Annotated in this window: 24 protein-coding genes; 10 read left to right on the top strand and 14 right to left on the bottom strand. The window is 62.9% G+C overall.

The features are described 5' to 3' along the window. Positions 1-99: 99 nt before the first annotated feature. From ACZ5R1_RS04465 to ACZ5R1_RS04435, 7 genes are all read left to right on the top strand, one after another. Positions 100-624 carry a GspH/FimT family pseudopilin gene (locus ACZ5R1_RS04465; protein ID WP_027600855.1) on the top strand — a complete coding sequence of 175 codons (525 nt, stop codon included), beginning with the start codon at positions 100-102 and terminating at the stop codon, positions 622-624. 63 nt (positions 625-687) lie between these two features. After that, entirely contained in the window at positions 688-1,197 is a 510-nt protein-coding gene (locus ACZ5R1_RS04460; protein ID WP_288407332.1) for a GspH/FimT family pseudopilin, read from the top strand. Then, on the top strand, positions 1,194-1,697 hold the full coding sequence (gene pilV, locus ACZ5R1_RS04455) for a type IV pilus modification protein PilV (RefSeq protein WP_028700280.1): 504 nt from the start codon (positions 1,194-1,196) through the stop codon (positions 1,695-1,697). The genes ACZ5R1_RS04460 and pilV overlap by 4 nt, the downstream gene beginning before the upstream one ends. Continuing rightward, a complete protein-coding gene (locus ACZ5R1_RS04450; RefSeq protein ID WP_288504715.1) occupies positions 1,694-2,791 on the top strand; it encodes a PilW family protein in 1,098 nt (365 codons plus the stop codon). The genes pilV and ACZ5R1_RS04450 overlap by 4 nt, the downstream gene beginning before the upstream one ends. Continuing rightward, complete coding sequence (locus tag ACZ5R1_RS04445) at positions 2,788-3,273, top strand: pilus assembly PilX family protein (RefSeq protein WP_150339534.1); 486 nt, start codon at positions 2,788-2,790, stop codon at positions 3,271-3,273. Before ACZ5R1_RS04450 ends, ACZ5R1_RS04445 begins: the two co-directional genes overlap by 4 nt. A gap of 14 nt (positions 3,274-3,287) precedes the next feature. Next, positions 3,288-7,160: a pilus assembly protein gene (locus tag ACZ5R1_RS04440; protein ID WP_288504714.1), complete on the top strand. Its 3,873-nt coding sequence runs from the start codon at positions 3,288-3,290 to the stop codon at positions 7,158-7,160. Positions 7,161-7,162: 2 nt separating this feature from the next. Next, entirely contained in the window at positions 7,163-7,621 is a 459-nt protein-coding gene (locus ACZ5R1_RS04435) for a type IV pilin protein (protein WP_027600857.1), read from the top strand. Positions 7,622-7,636: 15 nt separating this feature from the next. Here ACZ5R1_RS04435 and ispH read toward each other — a convergent pair whose 3' ends face one another. The 6 genes from ispH to murJ all read right to left on the bottom strand — a co-directional run bounded on the left by ispH (position 7,637) and on the right by murJ (position 14,952). After that, a complete protein-coding gene (gene ispH / locus ACZ5R1_RS04430; RefSeq protein WP_042137075.1) occupies positions 7,637-8,581 on the bottom strand; it encodes a 4-hydroxy-3-methylbut-2-enyl diphosphate reductase in 945 nt (314 codons plus the stop codon). Between the two features lie 34 nt (positions 8,582-8,615). Next, complete coding sequence (locus ACZ5R1_RS04425) at positions 8,616-9,062, bottom strand: FKBP-type peptidyl-prolyl cis-trans isomerase (RefSeq protein WP_007160800.1); 447 nt, start codon at positions 9,060-9,062, stop codon at positions 8,616-8,618. Further along, positions 9,055-9,558 (bottom strand): signal peptidase II, encoded by a 504-nt coding sequence (gene lspA / locus ACZ5R1_RS04420; RefSeq protein WP_027600177.1) that lies wholly within the window; start codon positions 9,556-9,558, stop codon positions 9,055-9,057. The genes ACZ5R1_RS04425 and lspA overlap by 8 nt, the downstream gene beginning before the upstream one ends. Then, entirely contained in the window at positions 9,551-12,385 is a 2,835-nt protein-coding gene (ileS, locus tag ACZ5R1_RS04415; protein ID WP_058791928.1) for an isoleucine--tRNA ligase, read from the bottom strand. Before ileS ends, lspA begins: the two co-directional genes overlap by 8 nt. Position 12,386: 1 nt before the next feature. Beyond that, positions 12,387-13,334 (bottom strand): bifunctional riboflavin kinase/FAD synthetase, encoded by a 948-nt coding sequence (gene ribF / locus ACZ5R1_RS04410; RefSeq protein ID WP_007160797.1) that lies wholly within the window; start codon positions 13,332-13,334, stop codon positions 12,387-12,389. A gap of 79 nt (positions 13,335-13,413) precedes the next feature. Continuing rightward, a complete protein-coding gene (murJ, locus tag ACZ5R1_RS04405) occupies positions 13,414-14,952 on the bottom strand; it encodes a murein biosynthesis integral membrane protein MurJ (protein WP_044341580.1) in 1,539 nt (512 codons plus the stop codon). 243 nt (positions 14,953-15,195) lie between these two features. Between murJ and rpsT the strand changes: the two genes are divergently transcribed. Continuing rightward, positions 15,196-15,474 carry a 30S ribosomal protein S20 gene (rpsT, locus tag ACZ5R1_RS04400; RefSeq protein ID WP_007160795.1) on the top strand — a complete coding sequence of 93 codons (279 nt, stop codon included), beginning with the start codon at positions 15,196-15,198 and terminating at the stop codon, positions 15,472-15,474. A gap of 95 nt (positions 15,475-15,569) precedes the next feature. Here the strand turns inward: rpsT and proB are convergent, their stop codons facing one another. The 4 genes from proB to rplU all read right to left on the bottom strand — a co-directional run bounded on the left by proB (position 15,570) and on the right by rplU (position 18,619). Then, positions 15,570-16,688 (bottom strand): glutamate 5-kinase, encoded by a 1,119-nt coding sequence (gene proB, locus ACZ5R1_RS04395; RefSeq protein WP_007160794.1) that lies wholly within the window; start codon positions 16,686-16,688, stop codon positions 15,570-15,572. Between the two features lie 15 nt (positions 16,689-16,703). After that, a complete protein-coding gene (cgtA, locus tag ACZ5R1_RS04390; protein WP_027600173.1) occupies positions 16,704-17,915 on the bottom strand; it encodes an Obg family GTPase CgtA in 1,212 nt (403 codons plus the stop codon). A 102-nt stretch (positions 17,916-18,017) separates the two neighbouring features. Further along, positions 18,018-18,278, bottom strand: coding sequence for a 50S ribosomal protein L27 (gene rpmA, locus ACZ5R1_RS04385; protein WP_007160792.1), 261 nt, complete (start codon positions 18,276-18,278; stop codon positions 18,018-18,020). A gap of 26 nt (positions 18,279-18,304) precedes the next feature. Beyond that, entirely contained in the window at positions 18,305-18,619 is a 315-nt protein-coding gene (gene rplU / locus ACZ5R1_RS04380; protein WP_007160791.1) for a 50S ribosomal protein L21, read from the bottom strand. 400 nt (positions 18,620-19,019) lie between these two features. Here rplU and ACZ5R1_RS04375 point away from each other — a divergent pair, with 400 nt between their 5' ends. Both ACZ5R1_RS04375 and ACZ5R1_RS04370 read left to right on the top strand, forming a co-directional pair. After that, positions 19,020-19,994, top strand: coding sequence for a polyprenyl synthetase family protein (locus ACZ5R1_RS04375; RefSeq protein ID WP_027600172.1), 975 nt, complete (start codon positions 19,020-19,022; stop codon positions 19,992-19,994). Positions 19,995-20,129: 135 nt separating this feature from the next. Beyond that, entirely contained in the window at positions 20,130-20,384 is a 255-nt protein-coding gene (locus ACZ5R1_RS04370; protein WP_007160789.1) for a PA4570 family protein, read from the top strand. Between the two features lie 2 nt (positions 20,385-20,386). Here the strand turns inward: ACZ5R1_RS04370 and ACZ5R1_RS04365 are convergent, their stop codons facing one another. Genes ACZ5R1_RS04365 through ACZ5R1_RS04350 form a run of 4 tightly spaced genes read right to left on the bottom strand, consistent with a single transcriptional unit; the run spans position 20,387 to position 23,051 of the window. Continuing rightward, positions 20,387-21,004: an FKBP-type peptidyl-prolyl cis-trans isomerase gene (locus ACZ5R1_RS04365; protein WP_017640861.1), complete on the bottom strand. Its 618-nt coding sequence runs from the start codon at positions 21,002-21,004 to the stop codon at positions 20,387-20,389. Positions 21,005-21,046: 42 nt separating this feature from the next. After that, positions 21,047-21,202, bottom strand: coding sequence for a DUF2256 domain-containing protein (locus tag ACZ5R1_RS04360; RefSeq protein ID WP_074583973.1), 156 nt, complete (start codon positions 21,200-21,202; stop codon positions 21,047-21,049). Beyond that, the gene (locus tag ACZ5R1_RS04355; protein WP_288472075.1) at positions 21,199-22,749 is read right to left on the bottom strand and encodes a cryptochrome/photolyase family protein; all 1,551 of its coding nucleotides are present in this window, start codon (positions 22,747-22,749) and stop codon (positions 21,199-21,201) included. Before ACZ5R1_RS04355 ends, ACZ5R1_RS04360 begins: the two co-directional genes overlap by 4 nt. Continuing rightward, positions 22,746-23,051: a DUF6482 family protein gene (locus ACZ5R1_RS04350; RefSeq protein WP_027600170.1), complete on the bottom strand. Its 306-nt coding sequence runs from the start codon at positions 23,049-23,051 to the stop codon at positions 22,746-22,748. The genes ACZ5R1_RS04355 and ACZ5R1_RS04350 overlap by 4 nt, the downstream gene beginning before the upstream one ends. Between the last annotated feature and the right edge of the window lie 134 nt (positions 23,052-23,185).

Below are 23,185 nucleotides of genomic sequence, written 5' to 3'. Positions count from 1 at the left end.
TCACGTCACACCTCTACATCCTGGAATTGACTGTTCCGCCGTCCTGGCGCAAAACGGCTAGTTCGGCCAGGAAGGCCGCCTACCCACAAGGACGTCAACATGACCTATCGCATCGCGCGAGGCTTCAGCCTTTTCGAATCCCTGATCTGCCTCAGCATACTGAGTATCGTGGCCTCCCTGGCCGTCCCCGCGTTTGGGGGAATGCTGCAGCGCAATCGCCAGCAGCTGGCCATTCAGCAACTCAGGGAGACAGTCAACTTCGCACGGGCGGCTGCGATCAGTGGCCACGGCACTGTGTCCATCTGTCATGCACCGACCGGCGAGTGCGACAGCTCGAACCTCTGGTCGGCTACCACCCGCGTCTTCCGCGACTGGGATCGCGATGGCCTTCAATCAGTCGAAGAGCCCACCCTGCTGATCAGTCAGCTCCCCGAGGGACTGCACTGGCGGTGGAACAATTTCCGTACGCTACCTCATCTGACATTTTTAAACAGCGGCGTGACCGACGCCCTGAACGGCAGCTTCATCCTCTGCCAAGGCGCCGAGCCGCGCGCACGACTGGTCCTGAACAAGGCAGGGCGGATCGAGGTAGCGAATCTTCGCACCAGCGATCGCTGCGCCTGAACGCCCTGACCAAACACCTTCCCGTTTCGACCGGATATCCGCCGTACGCTGGTCCAGCCAGGCATGATCCCCCATGCTTGGCCTTCCAGCCCGGCGAAACCGACGATGCGGACCCAGTACGGCTTTACCCTGATCGAAACCCTGGTAGCGATCGCCATTCTGGCGATCGTGATCAGCATTGCTGCGCCGTCCTTTACCCGCATGCTGCAAAGTAATCGTGCAGCTGTTTTGAGTAATGAGTTGCTGGGCACCCTGCAACTCGCTCGGTCCGAAGCGCTCAAGCGGCGGACCAATGTAGTGCTTTGTCGCAGCACTGCAGGTAGCAGCGTTTGCGTGGACGGCGCGGACTGGTCATCTGGCTGGCGCCTGATGCAAGGCACCATCGTGTTACGAACCTGGGAACCTATCAGTGGTGGCACTCTCACGGGCCCGAGTACGGGCATGACCTATCAAAGCAATGGTCTCAGCGGTGCTCAAGCAACGTTCACGATCACCACGGCATCCACATGCAGCCGTACCATCCAGGTCAGCGCAACCGGCAATGCCACGGTCAACGCGGGTGGCTGCCCATGAGCGGGCGCGAACGGCAAAAGGGTGCCACCCTGATTGAGGTACTGGTCGCCATGCTCATCCTGGCGATCGGCTTACTGGGTCTGGCCGGCTTGCAGACAGTGAGCGTACAGAGCAACCAGGGCGCCTACTATCGCTCCCAGGCCACTATTCTGGCCAATGACATCGTTGATCGCATGCGCGCGAACCGAGTTGCAGCGCTGGCCAATCGGAGTAGCTATTCAGTGAGCTTTCCGACCTCAAAAAGCGATAACGCGCTTTCGGGCTCAGCCGCCCAGCAAGACGTCAATGGCTGGCTGAACGCCCTGGCTTTGAGTCTCCCCCAAGGCACAGGCAGTCTGAGCCTGGACAACAGCAACGCAGTCGTCGTCACCATCTGCTGGAATGATCGCCGGGCCGCGATCAAATCAGCTCAAGCGGTGGCACCGACAAGCGACAGTTGCAGCAGCCCCGCCAGCAGCAACAGCAGTTTCGAGCTCTTTACCTACAGGACGCAGCTATGAGGCCCATCTTAGCCAAGCGGCAAGGCGGCCTTTCCATCATCGAACTGATGATAGCCCTGCTACTCGGGTTACTCTTGATGGGCGGCGTACTGCAGTTGTTCCTATCCTCCAAACGTACCTACCAGACCAATTCGGCATTGTCACAGGTGCAGGAGTCGGGACGGTTCGCTCTGGAGTTTCTCTCCTTCGATCTGCGTAACGCCGGTTATCGTGGGGGATGCCTGACAGCTCTCACCAGTCTGCTGCCGAACACCCTCACCCAACAAGCAGACGGCACAGACGATATCCGCTATGTCCTGACTACAGGTATTCAGGGCTGGAGCACCACGAGTGATACCAATAACCAGGCCCCGAACAAGACGCCCCCTTGGTTCAAGCCGACCTTCGATGCGCGCACGCCTGACTCGGATGTGGTCTTTCTTGCCCATGCGGTGACCCCTGCCGGGGTCTTGCTGACTGGCGCCACGGCAGATCGGATCTCGACCTCCGCCGGCCTGCCCCAGAATCGTCTGTTGGTCATCAGTGATCCATTGAGCTGCCATCTGTTCGCCAATCAGAGCACCGCCAACGACAATCGCGTATCCCTGCCCAATGGCAAGACCTTCGCCCCACACGATTACGGCACCACCATAGCCAAGAACACCAGCAGCAGCACCAACCCCAGTACCAGCAGGGACATGGCGCAGCTGTTGCTCTATCAAAGCGTGGTGTATTACCTGCAGGACAATGCCGATACCGGTGTTCCCTCACTGTGGCGCAGGGTCTACGACGGCCGCAATCAACCAGCCGAAGAATTGGTCACTGGTATCCAGCGGCTCCAGATCCGTTATGCCACGGCGACCACTAGTGGCAGCCTTAGCACCTCGGGTACCGGTATCTATAAAGACGCCAGCGATATCACCGATTGGCAAAGCGTCGTCTCGGCCCGCATCCGTCTATTGGCGGTGAGTCGCGAGCGCAATGCCGTCTCGCCTAATCAGCAACTGGTCTTCAATGATCCTCCGGTCCAGGGTGTCGACCCGCTAACCATCGCCGATGGCCGCATTGGTCAGGTCTTCACCCTTACCGTCAGCATCCGAAATCATCTGCCATGAATCAGCTTCCTGCGACACAACGCGGCGCGGTCCTGATCGTCACCCTGGTGATGTTACTGCTCTTGACCCTGCTAGCCCTTGGCAGCATGCGCGGCACCACTCTGGAGGAGCGCATGGCCGGCAATCTGCGTGACGAAAGCCAAGCCTTCCAGGCCGCGGAGATGGGCCAACGAGTCGCCGAGGCATGGGTAACGAACACCAGTATCGCGGCACTGCAGAACATGACGGCGCCTCGATCCGTAACCATCACTCCGCCAGAGCTGCAGTCGACCACCTACAGCATCGTGCCGCTGCCCGGGGTCACGCTGCGAAGCGCGGGAGGAGATGTAGGTAGCAGCAAGCCCATTACTACCAGCGTCGTCCGTATCCTCAGCAAGGGTCAGGGTGCAGCTCAAGACTTGTCCTCCTCTGGCAACGGTCAGTCCGCCAGCACTGCAGCCAGTTCCAGCGTAGAAATCAGCACTCTTTACATCAGGCGTTAGGCCCGGAGATTTCCATGCGCCGATCTACTGCATCTTTCAGCCGCCTTCGCATTTCCGGCCTGTTGGCCTGTCTTGCCATAGCGCCACTGGCCCAGGCGATCGTCTCGCAATCGCCTCTGGTAACCGGTGGTGACATACCCGGTAGCCTGGCACTGGTCCCTTCGGTAGAGTGGCCTACGGTCCTTTCAGTAGCCAACCTTGGCAGCTATAGCTCTGCCAGTACCTACAGTGGCTATTTCGACTCTGACAAGTGCTATGTCTACAGTTACGCCAATGCGTCCAGTCAAGGCGGCACCAACTTGGATAACAGCTGGTTTGAGCCCCAAAGCGCGGCCAACGGCCATAAGTGCACTGGGGCCAGGCAGTGGAGTGGTAACTTTCTCAATTGGGCCGCGACACCTACCATCGATCCGTTTCGCAGTGCCCTGACGGGAGGCGCTCGCGTCAGGGATACCGCAACCCTTACGGTGCTTCAAAAAGCCCGGCACGATGGGCAGAACAGTGCAGGCAATCGCCTGAACACCAACCAGGGGATCATTCCCTTCGCCGAAATCGCCGGCGCAACGCCTTTCGCAGCCACCTGGGACAATCTCTATGTCCGGCTGGAAGGTCAGGGTTTCGACCTGCTGTTTTCCAATTGGAACGACCGCATTGGTGGCGGCGGCTCCGCGAACTATGGCTTTGGCAACAACTGGCCTGAGGTCTGGGTCGATCTGGATCCCAGCAATACGCGTCAATGGGATGGCAACAATCTTCGCAGAGACTACGATCCTGGAGGCAGAGCTGCCTATACCAACAGCGTCTATCGCGTACGCGTTCAGGTACGGGTTTGCAATCCGGCGGTGGGCATTGAAGCCAACTGCAAGCGTTATTCAAATACCAACTACAAGCCCGAAGGCTTGCTACAACAGTATTCGGATCGACTGCGCTACTCGGTATTCAGCTATCTCAACGATTCCGATCAGCTTCGCGATGGCGGCGTACTTAGGGCCAACCAAGCATTCATCGGCCCGGTAAATCCCGACCAGAGCAGCAACTCCAGGGCGGAGTGGGACGCGACCACTGGCGTTCAAAGTATTAATCCTTCACCTACAGAAGCCAGCGATACACTGGGTACCACCGGCATCACCAACAGTGGCGTTATCAATTACCTGAACAAATTCGGCTCAATGCCCTATGACGCCCAGAAAAACTATCGAAATTTGAAGAGTATAGACCCGGTCAGCGAGCTCTATTACACAGCCATCCGCTACTTCAAGAATCAGGGCAACGTGGCCTCCTATAGCAATCTCACCGGGGACGCGACCAATCGATATGCCCAGGCCGATGGCTTTCCAGTTGTTACCAGCTGGCGAGACCCCATCACCTATTCCTGCCAGAAGAACGTGATTTTGGGTATCGGCGATACCAATACCTGGCAAGACAAGAATCTCCCAGGAGGCGACACCTCCTCAGGTGGCGAACCCGCGAAGCCCGCCGAGGTGACAGCGGACACCACGGTGAATGTACAAACCGCCACCCAGAAAGTTGCCTCGCTGGAAAGCATCAACATCAACACCCCCTTTACCGGGCGTGGGAACTCGGCCTATATCGCCGGCCTTGCCTACGATGCCCATACCCGAGATCAACGGCCGGATCTTGGCGGGAACCAAACGATATCCACCTATTGGATGGACGTTCGGGAAAACCAAACGCTCGCGGGGAAACGCCAGAACCAATACTGGCTTGCAGCCAAATATGGTGGCTTCGTAGTACCCAGCAACTTCGATCCCTATGCAACCACGACCACCCAGGCCAGCATCACCGAAAACCTTTGGACCACCAACGGCGAAACCTTGTCTACGGGAGACAAACGTCCGGACAACTTTTTCGTGGCCAGCGACGCTCAAGCCATGACCACCAGTCTGAAGAACGCCTTCGCCAAGATCGTCAGCGAAACCAGTAGCACCACTACCTCTCTGGGCGCCAACAGTGGCTCTTTGGAAACCGGCACCGCGTTCTACCAAGCGAACTTCAGTGCTCGTTACTGGAGCGGGGATCTGATTGCAAAGACCTTCAATACCGACGGCACCCTATCCGCCACCAGTTTCTGGAGCGCTGCGGCCAAGCTGGATGCCCAATCCTGGTCCACGCGCAAGATATTCACCATGGGGCCTTTCACGGGTACCAACCTGGTGTCGACGGACCGCCAGAACTTCGACTGGGACGGCATCAAAGCGCAAGGGCAGGCTGCGCTGCGTCGTAATACCGATGGCAGTCAAGCCAGTGAGAACGAGGGTAGACGGCGATTGGCCTATCTGCAGGGCAACCGCAGTGAGGAAACCGCCGCCTCCAGTCCCTTGCGTAAGCGTGCCAGCCGCCTGGGTGATATCGTCAATTCCGACCCACTGTTCGTGGGTCAGCCAGACTACGGCTATAACCTGCTGCCTAGCGCCCTGGGCGGCGACCAGTATCTCGCTTTCCGCCAGAGCACGGCCTACAAGAGCCGCACACCCTTGATCGTCGTCGGCGCCAACGATGGCATGCTGCATGGTTTTGATGCCAGCCTTACCGCCACGGGCGGAACCGAACTCTTTGCCTATGTGCCTCAGGCCGTGATGGGCAATCTCTACCGGCTAACCCAAAGCAACTACAGTCATAGATACTTCGTGGATGGCTCTCCGGCGACGTCTGACGTCTACTTCGGCGATAGCTGGCATACCCTGGTCGTAGGCACCACGGGGGCCGGTGGCAATGGAGTCTTCGCCCTGGATGTCACGAATCCCGGAGCCATGACGAATCAGGCAGCACTCTGGGAGTTTTCCTCTCCAGACATGCGCTATCCCATCCAGAAGCCCGCCATCGTCGCTCTACCCAATGGCAAATTCGGCGTCATCGTCACCAGCGGCTTTAGCGATAACGCTGTGACTTCAGGCAAGGTCTGGATTCTTGATGCCAGCAATGGCGAGGTACTCAAGACCTTTACCCTGACCACCACGGGCGGCCTAGGCGAGCCCCTGGCGATAGATCTGAACAATGATCGCGTCACCGATTATTTTTATGTGGGAGACACGGCGGGGAACCTATGGCGTTTCGATGTTTCCGGCTCTGATAGCTCGGCCTGGCAAACGCCTACTGCGCCCATGTTCATCGCGACTGCCGGCAACGCCAGCAACGCTGTTAGACAACCCATCACCGCGCCACTCAGCGCCGCCCTGAATACCGATGGCAAAGCCATCATCCTGTTTGGAACAGGTAGCTACTTTCAAGTAGGCGACAACAACCTGACGGGCACGCCCCGCATGGAAACCTTCTACGGAATCATTGATCGCGGTCAGACGGTTACTAGAAGCCAGCTGCTCGAGCAGAAAATCCTCAATGAGCGGACGGTTGGCACAAGAAAAGGACGTCGTGTTAGCACCATCGACCTTACCTCAACCCAAGCCGGCTGGTTCCTAGACCTGGTCTGGAAGAGCGCAAATGGCGGTCCGGGCACCCTGACGGGAGAAAGAGTGGTTTCGTCAAGCAGGCTGAACGGTGGTGCACTGGTATTCACGACCCTGACGCCTTCGAGCGACCCCTGCACCGGCGGCGGTACCAGCTGGACCATGGCGATCAATCCGTTGAATGGTGGTTCGCTGAAATACACCTATTTCGACCTGAATCAAGACAATCAACTGAACGATAGCGACAACGACACCTTGCTCGGCGGAAACATACCGGACTCCGGCATGATAGATATCAATGGCGGTATTCTCAAAACACCTACCATATTGAATAGGGATACCCTGGCCGATGGTAGTCCTTCGCCTACGGACGTGCTTTATGACAGCCAGGGCAATCGCCTTGTCATTCCCAAGGGAACGAGGACATCAGGGCGAGTCTCCTGGCGAGAAATTAGGAATTGATCATGCCTTCATCCAACAAGTGGCCACATCGACCCAGACAGACTGGCTTCACGCTCATTGAACTGATGACCGTGGTGGCGATCGTGGGCATCCTGGCCGCCATCGCGTATCCGTCGTATCAGGAGCACATACGCAGGGCTAACAGAGCCGATGCCCAGGCTTCGCTCATGGAGTTGGCACAGTTCATGGAGCGAAGCTACACCCGTCTGGGACGCTACACCACGGATGCGGCTGGTACGGCACCCGCCCTGCCGTTCACTACCGCTCCTAAGGATGGAGGGCGGCCCGTCTATGATTTGAGCCTGAGTGCGGTGACGGCTACTGACTACACCCTTCAGGCGACTCCTCGTGCAGGCGGCCCCATGGCCGGCGACAGGTGCGGGAATCTGACACTCACCAACACCGGCTTGAAGGGCCAAACCGGCCAAAACGTCACCACCGCCGACTGCTGGCGCCGCTAGGGCGCCAGCGACGCCCTATACCGCCTTCACCCTCAACTCTCGCGGCAGGGTGAAGGTGATGTGTTCCGGCTCGCCTTCCAGCTCGACCTCGCCAGTGGCGCCCCAGCTCTGCAGCTGGTCGATGACGCCGCGTACCAGGACCTCGGGGGCCGAGGCGCCGGCGGTGACGCCGATGCGCTGCACGCCTTCGAACCAGCTCTGCTGCAGGTCTTCGGCGCCGTCGATGAGATAGGCCGGGGTGCCCAGGCGTTCGGCGAGTTCGCGCAAGCGGTTGGAGTTGGAACTGCTGGGGCTGCCCACCACCAGCACCACGTCGCTTTCCAGCGCCAGGGTCTTCACGGCGTCCTGGCGGTTGGTGGTGGCGTAGCAGATGTCGTTCTTGCGCGGGCCATTGATGCGGGGAAACTTGGCGCGCAGGGCATCGATCACCTTGCGGGTGTCATCCATCGACAGGGTGGTCTGGGAGACATAGAACAGGGCTTCGGGGTTGCGCACCTCGAGCTTTTCCACGTCTTCCTCGTCTTCCACCAGGTAGATGGCACCGCCGGCACGATCATCGTACTGGCCCATGGTGCCCTCCACCTCCGGATGCCCGGCGTGGCCGATGAGGATGCACTCCTGGCCATCGCGGCTGTAGCGCGCGACCTCCATGTGCACCTTGGTCACCAGCGGACAGGTGGCGTCGAACACCTTCAGACCACGCTCGGCGGCCTCGCGGCGCACCGCCTGGGAGACGCCATGGGCGCTGAAGATGAGGATGACGTCGTCCGGTACGTCGGCCACGTCTTCGACGAAGACGGCGCCACGGGCGCGCAGGTTGTCGACCACGAACTTGTTGTGCACCACTTCGTGACGCACATAGATTGGCGGACCGAAAACGTCCAGCGCCCGGTCGACGATGTCGATGGCGCGGTCCACGCCGGCGCAGAAGCCGCGGGGATTGGCGAGCTTGATCTGCATAGGCTCCTCTGCCCGCTTCACGGGCGGCGTTGGATCAATGGGAGACGGCAGGCTCGATGGCCAGGATTTCCACGTCGAAGGTCAGTACACGACCGGCCAGCGGGTGGTTGAAGTCGATGATCACCTGCTCGTCGTCGTAGCTCTTGACCACGCCAGGCATCTCGCCACCGGCGGCGTCGCTGAAGATGATCAGCAGGCCGGGCGACAGCTCCATGTCACTGAAGTCGTCCCGCGCCATGGTTTGCAGGTTGCCGTCGTTGGGCTGACCGAAGCCGCGTTCCGGCGGAATGGTCAGGCTGGTCTTGGTACCGGCTTCGAGGCCGAACAGCGCCTGCTCGAAGCCGGGCAGCAGATTGCCGTCGCCAACAGTGAAGGTGGCCGGCGCCTTGTCGAAGGTACTGTCCACCACGTCGCCATTCTGCAGCTTGATGGCGAAATGCAGGGTGACCCGGGTATCCGGGCCGATGGTGATCTCAGCCATGAGCTTCCTCGGGCTTCTTCTTGCGGAACATGTCCAGGGCCAGCATCACGGCACCGACGGTGATGGCGCTGTCGGCCAGGTTGAAGGCCGGGTAGTACCACTCCTGGCGCCAGTGCACCAGGATGAAGTCGATGACGTGGCCCAGGACCAGGCGGTCATAGAGATTGCCCAGCGCACCACCGAGGATCAGCGCCAGGGCGATGGCGGTCCAGGTGTCGTTGCGCAGGCGCTTGAGCCAGACCACCAGGACCACGCTCACTACGGCGGCGATGCCGGCGAAGAACCAACGCTGCCAACCGGAGTGATCGGCCAGGAAGCTGAAGGCGGCGCCCGGGTTGTAGGCCAGGGTCCAGCTGAGGATGTCCGGAATCACCGGCACCTTCTGGTAGAGCGACAGGTTGGCCTGGAAGTAGAGCTTGGTCAGCTGATCCAGCAGGATCACCAGCACACTCAGGGCCAACCAGGGCAAGGCACCGAAACGCGAGGCGTCACGCATGCTCGCGCACCTCGCCGGCACCGTAGACGTTGGTGACGCAGCGCTCGCAGATCTCCGGATGCGCGGCATCCTGGCCGACGCTGTGGCTGTGGTGCCAGCAGCGGGCGCACTTGGGTGCCTCGGACTTGCGGACCACCAGCTTGAGGCCGCTCAGTTCGCTGGCCACGGCGCCTTCCGGAGCCTTTTCCAGCGGCTGGACAGCGGCCTGGGACGAGATCAGCACGAATCTGAGTTCGTTGCCCAGGGCTTCCAGCACGGTCTGCAGGGCGCTGTCGGCGTAGAGGGTGATCTCTGCCTGCAGGCTGCCACCCAGGGTCTTGGCGGCGCGCTGGTTCTCCAGCTCCTTGTTGACCGCGGCCTTGACCGCCATCACCTGATCCCAGTAGGCACGATCCAGGGTCGCGCCCTCGGGCAGGGCGAAAAGGCCGTCGTACCAGGTGGTCAGCATCACCGACTCTTCCCGCTCGCCCGGCAGGTACTGCCAGATCTCGTCGGCGGTAAAGGACAGGATAGGCGCGATCCAGCGCACCAGGGCCTCGGCGATCAGATACAGCGCGGTCTGGCAGGAACGCCGTGGCAGGCTGTCGGCGCCAGTGGTGTACTGGCGGTCCTTGATGATATCGAGGTAGAAGCCGCCCAGCTCCTGCACGCAGAAGTTGTGCACCTTCTGGTAGACGTTGAGGAAGCGGTACTCAGCGTAGGCCTGCTCGATTTCCTGTTGCAGCAGCAGCGCACGATCCACAGCCCAGCGATCCAGGTCGATCATATCCTCGGGAGCGACCCGGTTGACCGCCGGATCGAAGCCGGAGAGGTTGGAGAGCAGGAAGCGCGCGGTATTGCGGATGCGCCGATAGGAGTCGGCGCTGCGCTGCAGGATCTGGTCGGAAACCGCCATCTCGCCGGTGTAGTCGGTGGAGGCGACCCAGAGGCGCAGGATGTCGGCGCCCAGGCTGTCGATGACCTTTTGTGGGGCGACCACGTTGCCCAGCGACTTGGATTGCTTGCGGCCCTGCTCGTCCACGGTGAAGCCGTGGGTCAGCAGTTCCTTGTAGGGCGCATGGCCGTCGATGGCGCAACCGGTCAGCAGCGAGGAGTGGAACCAGCCACGGTGCTGGTCGGAGCCTTCCAGGTAGAGATCGGCCGCCGGGCCCTGGTCATGGGCCAGCTCGGCATGGGAGCCGCGCAGCACGTGCCAGTGGGTGGTGCCGGAATCGAACCAGACGTCGAGGGTGTCGCGACTCTTGTCGTACTGATCGGCTTCTTCGCCGAGCAGTTCAGCGGGATCGAGCTTGAACCAGGCTTCGATGCCCTCGCGCTCGACGCGCTGGGCGACGGCTTCCATCAGCTCGACAGTACGCGGATGCAGCTCGCCGCTTTCCTTGTGGGTGAAGAAGGGAATCGGTACGCCCCAGTTGCGCTGGCGCGAGATGCACCAGTCGGGACGGCCAGCGATCATGCCGTGCAGCCGAGCCTGGCCCCAGGCCGGGACGAACTGGGTCTGCTCGATGGCGGCCAGGGAACGCTCGCGCAGGGTGGCGCCCTCGTTGGGCTGCTTGTCCATGCCGACGAACCACTGGGCGGTGGCGCGATAGATCAGCGGGGTCTTGTGGCGCCAGCAGTGCATGTAGCTGTGGTTGATCGCCTCGTGCTTGAGCAGGGCGCCCGCCTCTTCCAGGGCGCCGACGATGACCGGGTTGGCCTTCCAGATGAACTGGCCGCCAAACAGCGGCAGCGACTCGGCGTAGACACCGTTGCTCTGCACCGGATTGAGGATGTCGTCGTTGCTCAGGCCGTATTGCTTGCAGATGCGGAAGTCGTCCTCACCGTAGGCAGGCGAGCAGTGCACGATACCCGTACCGGCGCCCAGCTCGACGTATTCGGCCAGATAGATGGGCGACAGGCGCTCGTACAATGGATGACGGAAGTTGATCAGCTCCAGGGCGGTTCCCGGGGCAGTGGCGATCACCTCGCCCTGCAGGCCGTAGCGCGCCAGGCAGCTTTCCACCAGCTCTTCGGCCAGCAGCAGCAGGCGATCACCGACGTCCACCAGCGCATAGGTGAACTCGGGATGCACGTTGAGCGCCTGGTTGGCCGGGATGGTCCAGGGGGTGGTAGTCCAGATGACGATGGCGGTGGGCTTGGCCAGCGCTTCGAGGCCGAAGGCGGCTGCCAGCTTGTCGGCATCGGCGACCGGGAAGGCCACGTCGATGGCGTCGGAACGCTTGTCCTGGTACTCCACCTCGGCCTCGGCCAGGGCCGAGCCGCAGTCGAAGCAGAAGTTGACCGGCTTGAGGCCCTTGAAGACGAAGCCCTTCTTGACCAGTTCGCCCAGGGCGCGGATCTCGCCGGCCTCGTTGGCGAAGTTCATGGTCAGGTAGGGGTTGCTCCAGTCACCCAGCACGCCCAGGCGGACGAAGCCGGCCTTCTGCTCTTCGATCTGCTCGCTGGCATAGGCGCGGCAGCGCTCGCGGGTCAGGTCCGCCGGCTGATTCTTGCCGAAGGTGGTCTCCACCTTGTGCTCGATGGGCAGGCCATGGCAGTCCCAACCCGGCACATAGGGGGCATCGAAGCCGGCCAGGGTCTTGGACCGGGTGATGATGTCCTTGAGGATCTTGTTCAGCGCATGACCGATGTGGATGCTGCCGTTGGCATAGGGCGGACCGTCATGCAGGATGAAGGTCGGACGGCCCTTGCCGATGGCGCGCAGCTTCCCGTACAGGTCGATGTCCTGCCAGCGCTTGAGCGCTTCCGGCTCGCGCTGCGGCAGGCCGGCTTTCATCGGGAATGCCGTTTCCGGCAGGTTGAGCGTCGCTTTGTAATCGGTCATGTCAGTCCAGGCTCGTTGACGGTTGCCCCTGCCAGTAGGCGCGGGCCGTGGCGACGTCCGCTTCGATCGCCGCCTTGAGGGCCTCCAGAGAGGCGAATTTCTGTTCGTCGCGGACCTTCTGCACGAAGGTCACGCTGAGGTGGCGGCCATAGAGGTCGCCGGCAAAGTCCAGCAGATGGATCTCCAGATGCGGACGACCATCGCCCTGCACCGTCGGCCGCTGGCCGATATTGGCCACGCCCGGCACCACCCGCCCATCGATCAGGCTGCTGACCAGATAGACGCCGCGCAGCGGCGGTCGACGCCGCTTGAGCTGGACGTTGGCCGTGGGCCAGCCCAGCTGACGCGCCAGCTTCTGGCCGTGCAAGACCCGTCCCGAGAGGCTGTAGGGCCGGCCCAGCATGCGCGCGGCCAGGGCCAGATCGCCGTCGGCCAGGGCCTGGCGGATCAGGGTACTGCTCACCCGCAGGCCGTCCAGCTCGACGGTGGTGGCGGCTTCCAGGGTGAAGCCGTGGTCGCGGGCAGCCAGGTTCAGGTAGGTGAAGTCGCCGGCGCGGTCGCAGCCGAAACGGAAGTCGTCACCGATCTCCAGGTGCTTCACCCCCAGGCCTTCCACCAGCACCTGCTGGACGAAGGCCTCGGCGGACAACTCGCGCAGTCGCCGATTGAAGTTCAGGCAGAGCACGTTGTCGACGCCCAGGCGTGCGAAGCATTCCAGCTTCTCGCGCAGGCGGGTCAGACGTACCGGCGCGATATCGGGCAGGAAGAATTCCCGCGGCTGCGGCTCGAAGATCACCACGCAACTGGGCACCCCGAGCTCCGCCGCCCGCTCACGCAGCCGCGCGAGGATGGCCTGGTGCCCCAGGTGAACCCCGTCGAAGTTGCCAATGGTGGCAACGCAGCCCTTGGGAAAGGCGTCGAGATGATGGAGACCACGAAACAGCTGCATGGGTAGGTATTGCTCAGAAATTAATCGATTATATCCGGATGCCCGCCGCGAGGACAGGCGCACACCCGGCCTTGTGCAATCACAGCACCGCGCGCCGATTGAAGTCGCGCACGCGGAAGCCGAGCAGGAAGAGACTGGCGAAATAGGCCAGCACCCCCGCCGCGACCAGCCCGCCCAGACGCAAGAGGCGCTGCCACATCAGTCCTTCGCTCCAGCTGGGCAACAGCTGCATCAGGCCGAACAGGACAGCGGTCATCACCGCCACGGCGATCAGCAGTCGCAGCAGAAAGCTTGTCCAGCCCGCCTGGGGGATGAACAGGTTATGGCGGCGCAGTTGCCAGAATAAAAGGCCGGCGTTGAGACAGGCCGCGACGCCTATGGCCAGGGCCAGGCCCACATGCTGCAGCGGACCGATCAGGATCAGGTTGAGCACCTGGGTCACCGCCAGGGTGAAGAGCGCGATCTTCACCGGGGTCTTGATGTTCTGCTGGGCATAGAAGCCCGGTGCCAGCACCTTGACCAGGATGATGCCGAGCAGCCCCACGGCATAGGCGACCAGTGCCCGCTGGGTCATCAGGGCGTCATGGGCATCGAAACGGCCGTACTGGAACAGCGAGACGGTCAGGGGCTCGGATAGCAGCGCCAGGGCCGCCGAGCAGGGCAGCACCAGCAGGAAGCACAGTCGCAGGCCCCAGTCGAGCAGCCGCGAATACTCCTGGCGATCGGCCTTGGCGTAGGTGCGCGACAGCGCCGGCAGCAGGATGGTCCCCAGCGCCACGCCGAGCACCCCCGAGGGCAGCTCCATCAGGCGATCGGCGTAGTACATCCAGGACACCGAGCCGGCCGCCAGGAAGGAGGCGAAGATGGTGTTGATGATCAGCGAAATCTGGCTGACCGAGACCCCGAGGATCGCCGGCCCCATCTGCTTCATGACCCGCCAGACGCCGCTGTCACGCAGATTCAGCCGCGGCAGCACCAGCATGCCGATGCGCTTGAGATGCGGCAGCTGATAGAGGAATTGCGCCAGGCCACCCACCAGGGTCGCCCAGGCCATGGCCATGATCGGCGGATCGAAATAGGGGGTCAGGAACAGCGCGAAGACGATCATGCTGACGTTGAGCAGGGTCGGCACGAAGGCCGGCACGCTGAACCTGTTCCAGGTGTTGAGCACGGCCCCGGCCAGGGACGCCAGGGAGATCAGCAGGATGTAGGGAAAGGTCACCCGCAGCAGGCTGGAGGTGAGGGCGAATTTCTCCGGGGTATCGGCGAAACCCGGCGCGGTGATCCAGATCACCAGGGGCGCAGCCAGCATGCCCAGCAGCGTGACCACCGCCAGCACCAGGGTCAGCAGGCCACTGACGTAGGCCAGGAAAGTGCGGGTGGCCTCCTCGCCTTGCTGGGCCTTGTATTCGGCGAGGATGGGGACGAACGCCTGGGAAAAGGCCCCTTCGGCGAAGATGCGGCGCAGCAGGTTGGGCAGCTTGAAGGCGACGAAAAAGGCGTCGGTGGCCATGCCGGCGCCAAAGGTGCGGGCGACGATGGTGTCGCGCACGAAACCCAGCACGCGGGACAGCATGGTCATGGAGCTGACGGCGGCCAGGGACTTGAGCAGATTCATGGCAGGGAGAGGACTCGGTGAACGCAGCGGGACGTGACAGAGGATGCGCGTGAGCGCAGTCGCGCGATGGGCACAAGCGATCGAGTGTAACGAGGCCCTTCATCGGCGACCAGCCGGATATCCATCCAGACAGCCTTGACAGGCGCCGCCAGGGACGTCAAGATTCGCGACCTTAATTTAGCTCTGTACTTGCTACAGAGTTCGCTCTGTACCCAATACAGTCTTTTTCGAAGGAGCTCCACGGTGGCTAACTCCCCCTCCGCCAAAAAACGCGCCAAACAGGCTGAGAAGCGTCGCAGCCACAATGCGAGCCTGCGCTCCATGGTGCGTACCTACATCAAGAACGTCGTCAAGGCGATCGAAGCCAAGGACCTGGAAAAAGCCAAGTCCGCTTATGTTGCTGCCGTTCCGGTCATCGACCGCATGGCCGACAAGGGCATCATCGACAAGAACAAGGCCGCTCGTCACAAGAGCCGCCTGAACGCGCACATCAAGGCCCTGGCTACCCCCGCCGCTGCCTGATAAGCGTTCAAGTAAAAAACCGGCTTCGGCCGGTTTTTTATTGCCTGGGATTCGGGAATCCAACGCCTCCGGAGAGGCGCCAGGATCGACGATCGTCAGACCAGGACGAGGTTGTCCCGGTGAATCAGCTCGGGCTCGTAGACATAGCCCAGCTCAACCACGATGGCATCCGAAGGCCGCCCCAGGATGCGCTGCGCCTCGGTCGCACTGTAGTTGACCAGGCCACGCGCCACCTCGCGCCCGTCCGGACCGACGCAGGCAACCATCTCGCCGCGCCGGAAGCTGCCTTCCAGCGCTCGCACGCCCACCGGCAGCAGACTGCGATGACCGCCCACCAGGGCCTCCACCGCACCGGCATCCAGGCGCAGGGTGCCACGCACCTGCAGATGCCCCGCCAGCCACTGCTTGCGCGCCGCCACCAGGCCACGCTCGGGTGACAGCAGGGTACCCAGCTGTTCGCCCTGCTGCAGGCGACTGAGCACCTGCTGGATCCGCCCGCCGACGATGACGGTATAGGCACCGGAGCGCGCCGCCAGACGCGCAGCACGCAGCTTGGTCTGCATGCCGCCACGCCCCAGGGCACCGCCAGTACCACCGGCGACCAGATCCAGGGCCGGATCGTCGGCGCGCGCCTCGCTGATGAGGCTGGCGTCGGGATTGTTGCGCGGATCGGCATCGAACATGCCATCGCGATCGGTGAGGATGACCAGCAGATCGGCTTCGACCAGGTTGGCCACCAGGGCAGCCAGGGTGTCGTTGTCGCCGAAGCGGATCTCGTCGGTGACGACGGTATCGTTCTCGTTGATCACCGGCACCACACCCAAGCTCACCAGGGTGCGCAGGGTGCTGCGGGCATTGAGGTAGCGCTTGCGATCGGACAGGTCGTCATGGGTGAGCAGGATCTGCGCGGTCTGCACCTGATGCTCGGCGAAACTGGATTCCCAGGCCTGCACCAGCCCCATCTGCCCTACCGCCGCTGCCGCCTGCAACTCGTTGATGGCGGTCGGACGCTGCGCCCAGCCGAGCCGACTCATACCGGCCGCCACCGCACCCGAGGACACCAGCACCAGCTCGATGCCCGCCTGGTGCAGGGCCACCATCTGCTCGACCCAGCCAGCCATGGCCCCGCCATCCAGACAACGCCCGTCGTCGGTCAGCAGGGCACTACCGATCTTCACCACCCAGCGCTGGGCGCCAGACACCTGATCACGCATGGGCAAGCTCCTTTCTTACCGTACGTAGAAGATTTCCGGACCGTCGCCGTCGTCTTCGTCATCATCGAAGTCGCCGTCTTCGTCCACCGCCTTGACGCCCGAACGGCGCAGGGCCCGCTGGTCGTCCAGCGCCTGCAGACGCGCCCGCGCCTCGTCCTCGATGCGCTGATCGAGTTCTTCCAGCGCCTCGGCATAGGCCGGGTCCTCGGCGAGACGCAGGGTCCGCTCGTCGAGATACTGCATGATGGCCTGACAGAGCTGCTCGGTGCCTTCCCGCTCCAGGGCGGAGATGACGAAGACCGGACCCTGCCAGTCCAGACGCTCGACCACCGCCTTGAGGCGCTCTTCGCGCTCGTCATCGAGCAACTGGTCGGCCTTGTTCAGCACCAGCCAGCGGTCACGCTCGCCCAGCGCCGGGCTGAACTTGGTCAGCTCGTTGATGATGGTCTCGGCAGCCTCGGCCGGATCGCTTTCATCCAGGGGCGCCATGTCGACGAGGTGCAGCAGCAGGCGGGTCCGCGCCAGGTGCTTGAGGAAGCGGATTCCCAGGCCGGCGCCTTCGGACGCCCCTTCGATCAGCCCCGGGATATCGGCAACCACGAAGCTCTTGAAGCGCCCCACGCTGACCACGCCCAGGTTGGGCACCAGGGTGGTGAAGGGATAGTCCGCAACCTTGGGCTTGGCAGCCGAGACCGCGCGGATGAAGGTGCTCTTGCCGGCATTGGGCAGGCCGAGCAGACCGATGTCCGCCAGCACCTTGAGCTCCAGCTTGAGATCGCGCTCTTCGCCGGGCTTGCCCGGGGTGGTCTGCCGCGGTGCGCGGTTGGTGCTGGACTTGAACCGGGTGTTGCCCAGGCCGTGCCAGCCGCCCTGGACAACGCGGATACGCTGACCGGGCTGGGTCAGGTCACCGATGATCTCCTGGGTCGCCGCATCGATCACCGTGGTGCCCACGGGGACCGGCAGCACCAGGTCTTCACCCTTGGCGCCGGTGCACTCGGTGCTCCCGCCCTTCTCACCGTTCTGCGCGGTGAAACGTCGGGTGTAACGGTAATCGACCAGGGTGTTCAGGTTGATGTCGGCTTCGAGCCAGATCGACCCGCCATCGCCGCCGTCACCGCCATTGGGGCCACCCTTCTCGATGAATTTCTCCCGGCGGAAACTCATCATGCCGTTGCCGCCGTCACCCGCTTTTACGTGTATGGATACTTCATCGACGAATTTCATCTGGACCTCCCGCGCTCGCGGGCCGCTGCAAACAAGGAAATAGCTTAACTACAAACGAAAAAGCCCCGTCGGGTAGACAGGGCTTTTCTTTCGTCACGGGCCTTAGGCGGCGGCGACGATGCTCACGTAACGACGGCCGAAGGCGCCCTTCACGTCGAACTTGATCACGCCGTCCACTTTCGCGAACAGGGTGTGATCCTTGCCGAGGCCCACGCCGTAACCGGCATGGTACTGGGTGCCGCGCTGACGCACGATGATGTTGCCGGCCTTGACGACCTGGCCGCCGTACAGCTTCACGCCAAGGCGTTTGCTTTCGGAATCGCGACCGTTACGAGTAGAACCACCCGCTTTTTTGTGTGCCATGAGTCAATTCTCCGTTAGAGGCGAGATCAGGCCTGGATGCCAGTGATCTTGATTTCGGTGAACCACTGACGGTGGCCCTGACGCTTCATGTGATGCTTACGACGACGGAATTTGATGATGGTGACCTTGTCGTGACGGCCCTGGGCGGTCACTTCGGCGGTCACTTTGGCACCATCAACGACCGGCAGACCGATCTTGACGTCGTCACCGTTGCCAACCAGCAGAACCTGGTCGAAGGTGACGGTTTCACCGGTGGCGATGTCGAGCTTCTCGACCTTCAGGTATTCGCCTTCGGCGACCTTGTATTGCTTGCCACCGGTAACGATAACTGCGTAGGACATGGTAAATCTCCGTTAAACCTGCTCACCCGGTGCTTTATAGGAAGAATCGTCGACCGGCATGGCTGCACGGGACCGGAAGGACCACCGCGCAATTGCGTAAGACAGGGGGTTAACCCTAGGAATGTTCAGGGCCCGCGATTCTACGCAAGCCGGGGCCGGGAGGCAAGAGCCGCCCGCCCGCGCCTTGACAGCCCCCCACCCCACCCCTAGCATGCCGCGCAACCTCGTTCAGCGGCCATGCCGGGCCGGTGCCCAGCCGAATCGGCATGAGCGGCGAGCCGCGGGAGCGCGATGGCAATCCCTGGGCATGGCACTTGTGCCGGTCCCTAGGGCATAGTCTGGCGGTCATGCGCCATCCGGCCGCTTGAATATTGCCCGGACCTCCAGTGGACACCTCTCAATGACGCAGCAATCCCAGTCCTTCTATCGCGTGGTGACGGACGATTTCGCCGCCGTAGACGGCATCATCCGCCAGCAGCTGACCTCGCGCGTGCCGCTGGTCGAGAAGATTGGCGACTACATCGTCTCCGCGGGTGGCAAGCGCCTGCGTCCGCTGCTGGTCCTGCTGGCCGGCAAGGCGCTCGGGCGCGCCGATCACGATCTGCAGCTGCTGGCGGCGACCATCGAATTCCTGCACACCTCTACCCTGCTGCACGACGATGTCGTCGATGCCTCGGGAATGCGCCGTGGCCGCTCCACCGCCAACGCCCTCTGGGGCAACGCCCCCAGCGTCCTGGTGGGCGATTTCCTCTATGCCCGCTCCTTCGAGATGATGGTGGCGCTCGGCTCCATGGAAGTGATGCGCATCATCTCCCAGGCCACCCGCGTCATCGCCGAGGGCGAGGTGCTGCAGCTGTCGAAGATCCGCGACGCCAGCACCACCGAAGAGATCTACATGGAAGTCATCCGCGGCAAGACCGCCATGCTCTTCGAAGCCTCCACCCACAGCGCGGCGATCCTGGCCGGCGCCAGCGCCGAACAGGCCGACGCCCTGCGCCGCTATGGCGATCATCTGGGCGTGGCCTTCCAGCTGGTCGACGACCTGCTCGACTACCAGGGCGACGCCGTCGCGTTGGGCAAGAACGTCGGTGACGATCTGGCCGAGGGCAAGCCGACTCTGCCGCTGATCGTGACCATGCGCGAAGGCACTGCCGAACAGGCCGCCCTGGTACGCCAGGCGATCCGCCAGGGCGGCAGCCAGGACCTGGAAGGCGTGCGCGCCGCCGTCGAAGCCGCTGGCGCCCTCGACTACACCGCACGCAAGGCCCAGGAATTCGCCGAGCGGGCGATCGCCTGCCTGGACGCCCTGCCCGCCAGCGAATATCGCGACGCCCTGGCCGACCTGGGTCGCTTCTCGGTGGCCCGTACCCACTAACGCCTGCGCCGCCTGATCAAGCCCGCCGTCGCCAGACCGCGGGCTTTTTCATGTCCGACCAAAAAAGTCAGGTAATCCCTTGCTATTTATTGAATAAGAATTATTCTCATAAATAGCACAGCAGGAGCCCTTGCCATGACTTATCTGATCGACGCCTGGCTGGACCGGCCGCACCCCTATCTGCGCATCCTCAACCGGGAAACCGGCAAGGTCTGCGCGGAGCTGGACGAGACGGCCCTGGAAGAGCTCAAGGACCTGGGCGAGCTGGATCTGCACAGCCTCACCTCCAGCGAGCCGCGGGTGGTGAAGGAGCAGATCCGCCAGGTCTTCCTGTTCAGCTACGCCCTGGCGCTGCGCCCGGACAACGAGGCGCTGCGCCTGGACTGCTAGCGTTAGAGGACGTCGAGGAGCTCGACGTCGAACACCAGCACGCTGTGCGGCGGGATGCCACCGACGCCCTGGGCGCCATAGGCCAGTTCGCTGGGCACGTGCAAGCGCCACTTGCTGCCGGCAGGCATCAGTTGCAGGGCTTCGGTCCAGCCGGCGATCACGCCGCCCACCGGAAACTCGGCCGGCTGGCCGCGCTGGTAGGAGCTGTCGAACACGCTGCCGTCGATGAGGGTGCCGTGGTAGTGGGTGCGCACCTGGTCTTCACGGGTCGGCGTGGCGCCCTCCCCCTGGGTGAGCACCTCGTATTGCAGACCGGACGGCAGCACCACGACGCCAGGGCGCTCGGCATTGGCCTTGAGGTAGTCGACGCCTTCCTGGGCCGCCGCAGCGGCCTTGGCCTGGGCCTCCGCCTGCATGCGCTCGCGGATGACGCGGAAGCTGGCGTTCAGCGACTCGACGTCCACCCGGGAATCCTGGCCGTCGAAGGCCTCGGTCAGGCCGGCGAGCACGGCCGCCAGCTGCATGCCGGGGACCGGATTCTGGCGCAGCTGATCGCCCAGCTGGCGGCCGATGCCGTAGCTGACGCGGGCTTCGTCGGTGTCGAGCAGGATGTCGTTCATAGCAGCCTTTCCATCGTGAAAAAAGGAGCCGAGCCTAGCACATCAGGGACTCGACTCGCCGCCGAGGCTGCCGCGCTGCCGGCGACAGCGCTCGGAGCAGTAGCGCACCTCGTCCCAGTTGCGCTCCCACTTCTTGCGCCAGGCGAAGGGCCGCTGGCAGACCGGACAGACCTTGGTGGGCAGATCGCCCTTCTTCATAGGGATTCTCCTGCGTCGAGACGCGCCAGCAGGGCTTCGCCACGCTGCCAGAGGGCCTGCTGGCGCTCCGGGGCCTGGCGATCGAGATTGCGATAGAGATTGAGCATGCGCGGATAGTGGGCGAAACGCTCGCGATGGCGGATCAGGAAGTGCCAGTAGAGGGCATTGAAGGGACAGGCCCTGTCGCCCAGCGCTTCCGTTACCTGATAGTGGCAGCCCTTGCAGTAGTCGGACTGGCGACGGATGTACTGGCCGCTGGCGCAATAGGGCTTGCTCGCCAGATAGCCGCCGTCGGCATGCATCACCATGGCCTGGGTATTGGGCAGCTCGACCCACTCGAAGGCATCCAGGTAGACCGCCAGATACCACTCGCCGATGGCCTGGGGCGCGATGCCGGCCAGCAGGGCGAAGTTGCCGGTGACCATCAGCCGCTGGATATGGTGCGCATAGCCCAGCGCCAGGGTCTGGCCGATGGCCTCGCGCATACAAGCCATGCGGGTCGACCCGGTCCAGTAGAACTCCGGTAGCGCCCGGGTATTGCCCAGCGCATTGAGCTCACGGTATTCGGGCATGCGCAGCCAATAGACGCCATGCACGTACTCTCGCCAGCCGATCAGCTGACGCAGGAAGCCCTCGGCACTGTTGAGCGGCACCCTGCCCTCGCGATAGGCGGCATCCACGTCGGCGCAGAGCTGACGCAGGTCCAGCAGCCCGATATTGAGCGCCGCACTGATCCGGGCGTGATGCAGATAGGGCTCGCCACGGGCCATGGCGTCCTGATAGCTGCCGAAGTCGCGCAAGCCCGTGCCCAGGAAGTGCTGCCAGAGGCGCTCGGCATCCGCCCGGGTCACCGGATAGTCGAAGCCCTCCAGCCGGCCATAGTGATGGGCGAAGCGCTGCCCGACCAGCTCGAGCACGTCCCGGGTACAGGCATCGGGCGGACAGCTGAAGGGCTCGGGAACAGGATGGTCTTTAGGCAGCGCCTTGCGATTGTCCTTGTCCAGATTCCAGACGCCACCGCACGGCTCGTCTGGCCCCTTCATCAGCCAGCCGTGTCGTCTGCGCATGCCGCGGTAGAAGGGCTCCATGCGCAGCTCGGTGCGCGACCCGGCCCAGCGGGCAAAGGCAGCGCGACTGCAGAGGAATCTGTCATCGCCATGCCAGCGTACCGGTATCGCCAGGTCCAGCGCCCGCAGCGCCTGCTCCAGTCGCCACTCGCCGGTCTCGGTCAGCCGAATCTCACGCGCGCCCGTCGTCTTTGCCCAGAACGTGATCTCGGCCGGCAGCGAGCCCTGGTTGTCGGGGTCGTCCAGGGTGCGATAGAGAACCCGGAAGCCGCGCGCGCGCATCTCGCTGGCGAAGTGGCGCATGGCGCTGAAGATCAGGGCGATCTTGCGCGGATGATGAGGGACATAGCTGGCTTCGCTCATCACTTCGGCGAGCAGCAGCACGTCCTGCGCGGGATCGGCGTCGCGCAGGGAGGCCAGGCGAGGCGAAAGCTGATCGCCGAAGACCGGCAGCAGGCGCCGAACGGCGCCCTCGCTCAAGAGGCGTTCCGGTAGTTCAGCGGGATCTTCAGGGGTTCGGCCGAGCGTGGCGCCATGCCGACCATCTCGTCGTAGGCACTGTGCTGGATGAGAAAGCACGGCAGTGCCGGCAGATCGGCCAGCAGGCGGCGGGCCTGGGCGGCCGAGCCCAGGCGGTAGAAGTGTCCGTCCCGTCCGGTCAGGCGCGTGCGACCGTTCTGGGTGAGCACCTCGAGCACATAGAAACCACCCTCGATGGAAAGCAGATTGAGTTCACGAACCTCACCGGCCTGGGCGCGCTGGGTCAATTCCGGCAATTGCATGGAAACCTCCGGGTCGAGATCGACGCCGGGGATGGCGTCGATAGGCAGCTGTGAGCCTTCGACAACCTAGGACAAGCAAGCGCAGCGGTGCAATCCACAAAGCGTAAGCGAAAGCTGCCGGCGGCAGACGAGTG

The sequence above is a fragment of the Pseudomonas sp. Pso3 genome, assembly GCF_055393275.1.
This window is presented reverse-complemented; position numbering and strand designations above follow the sequence as displayed.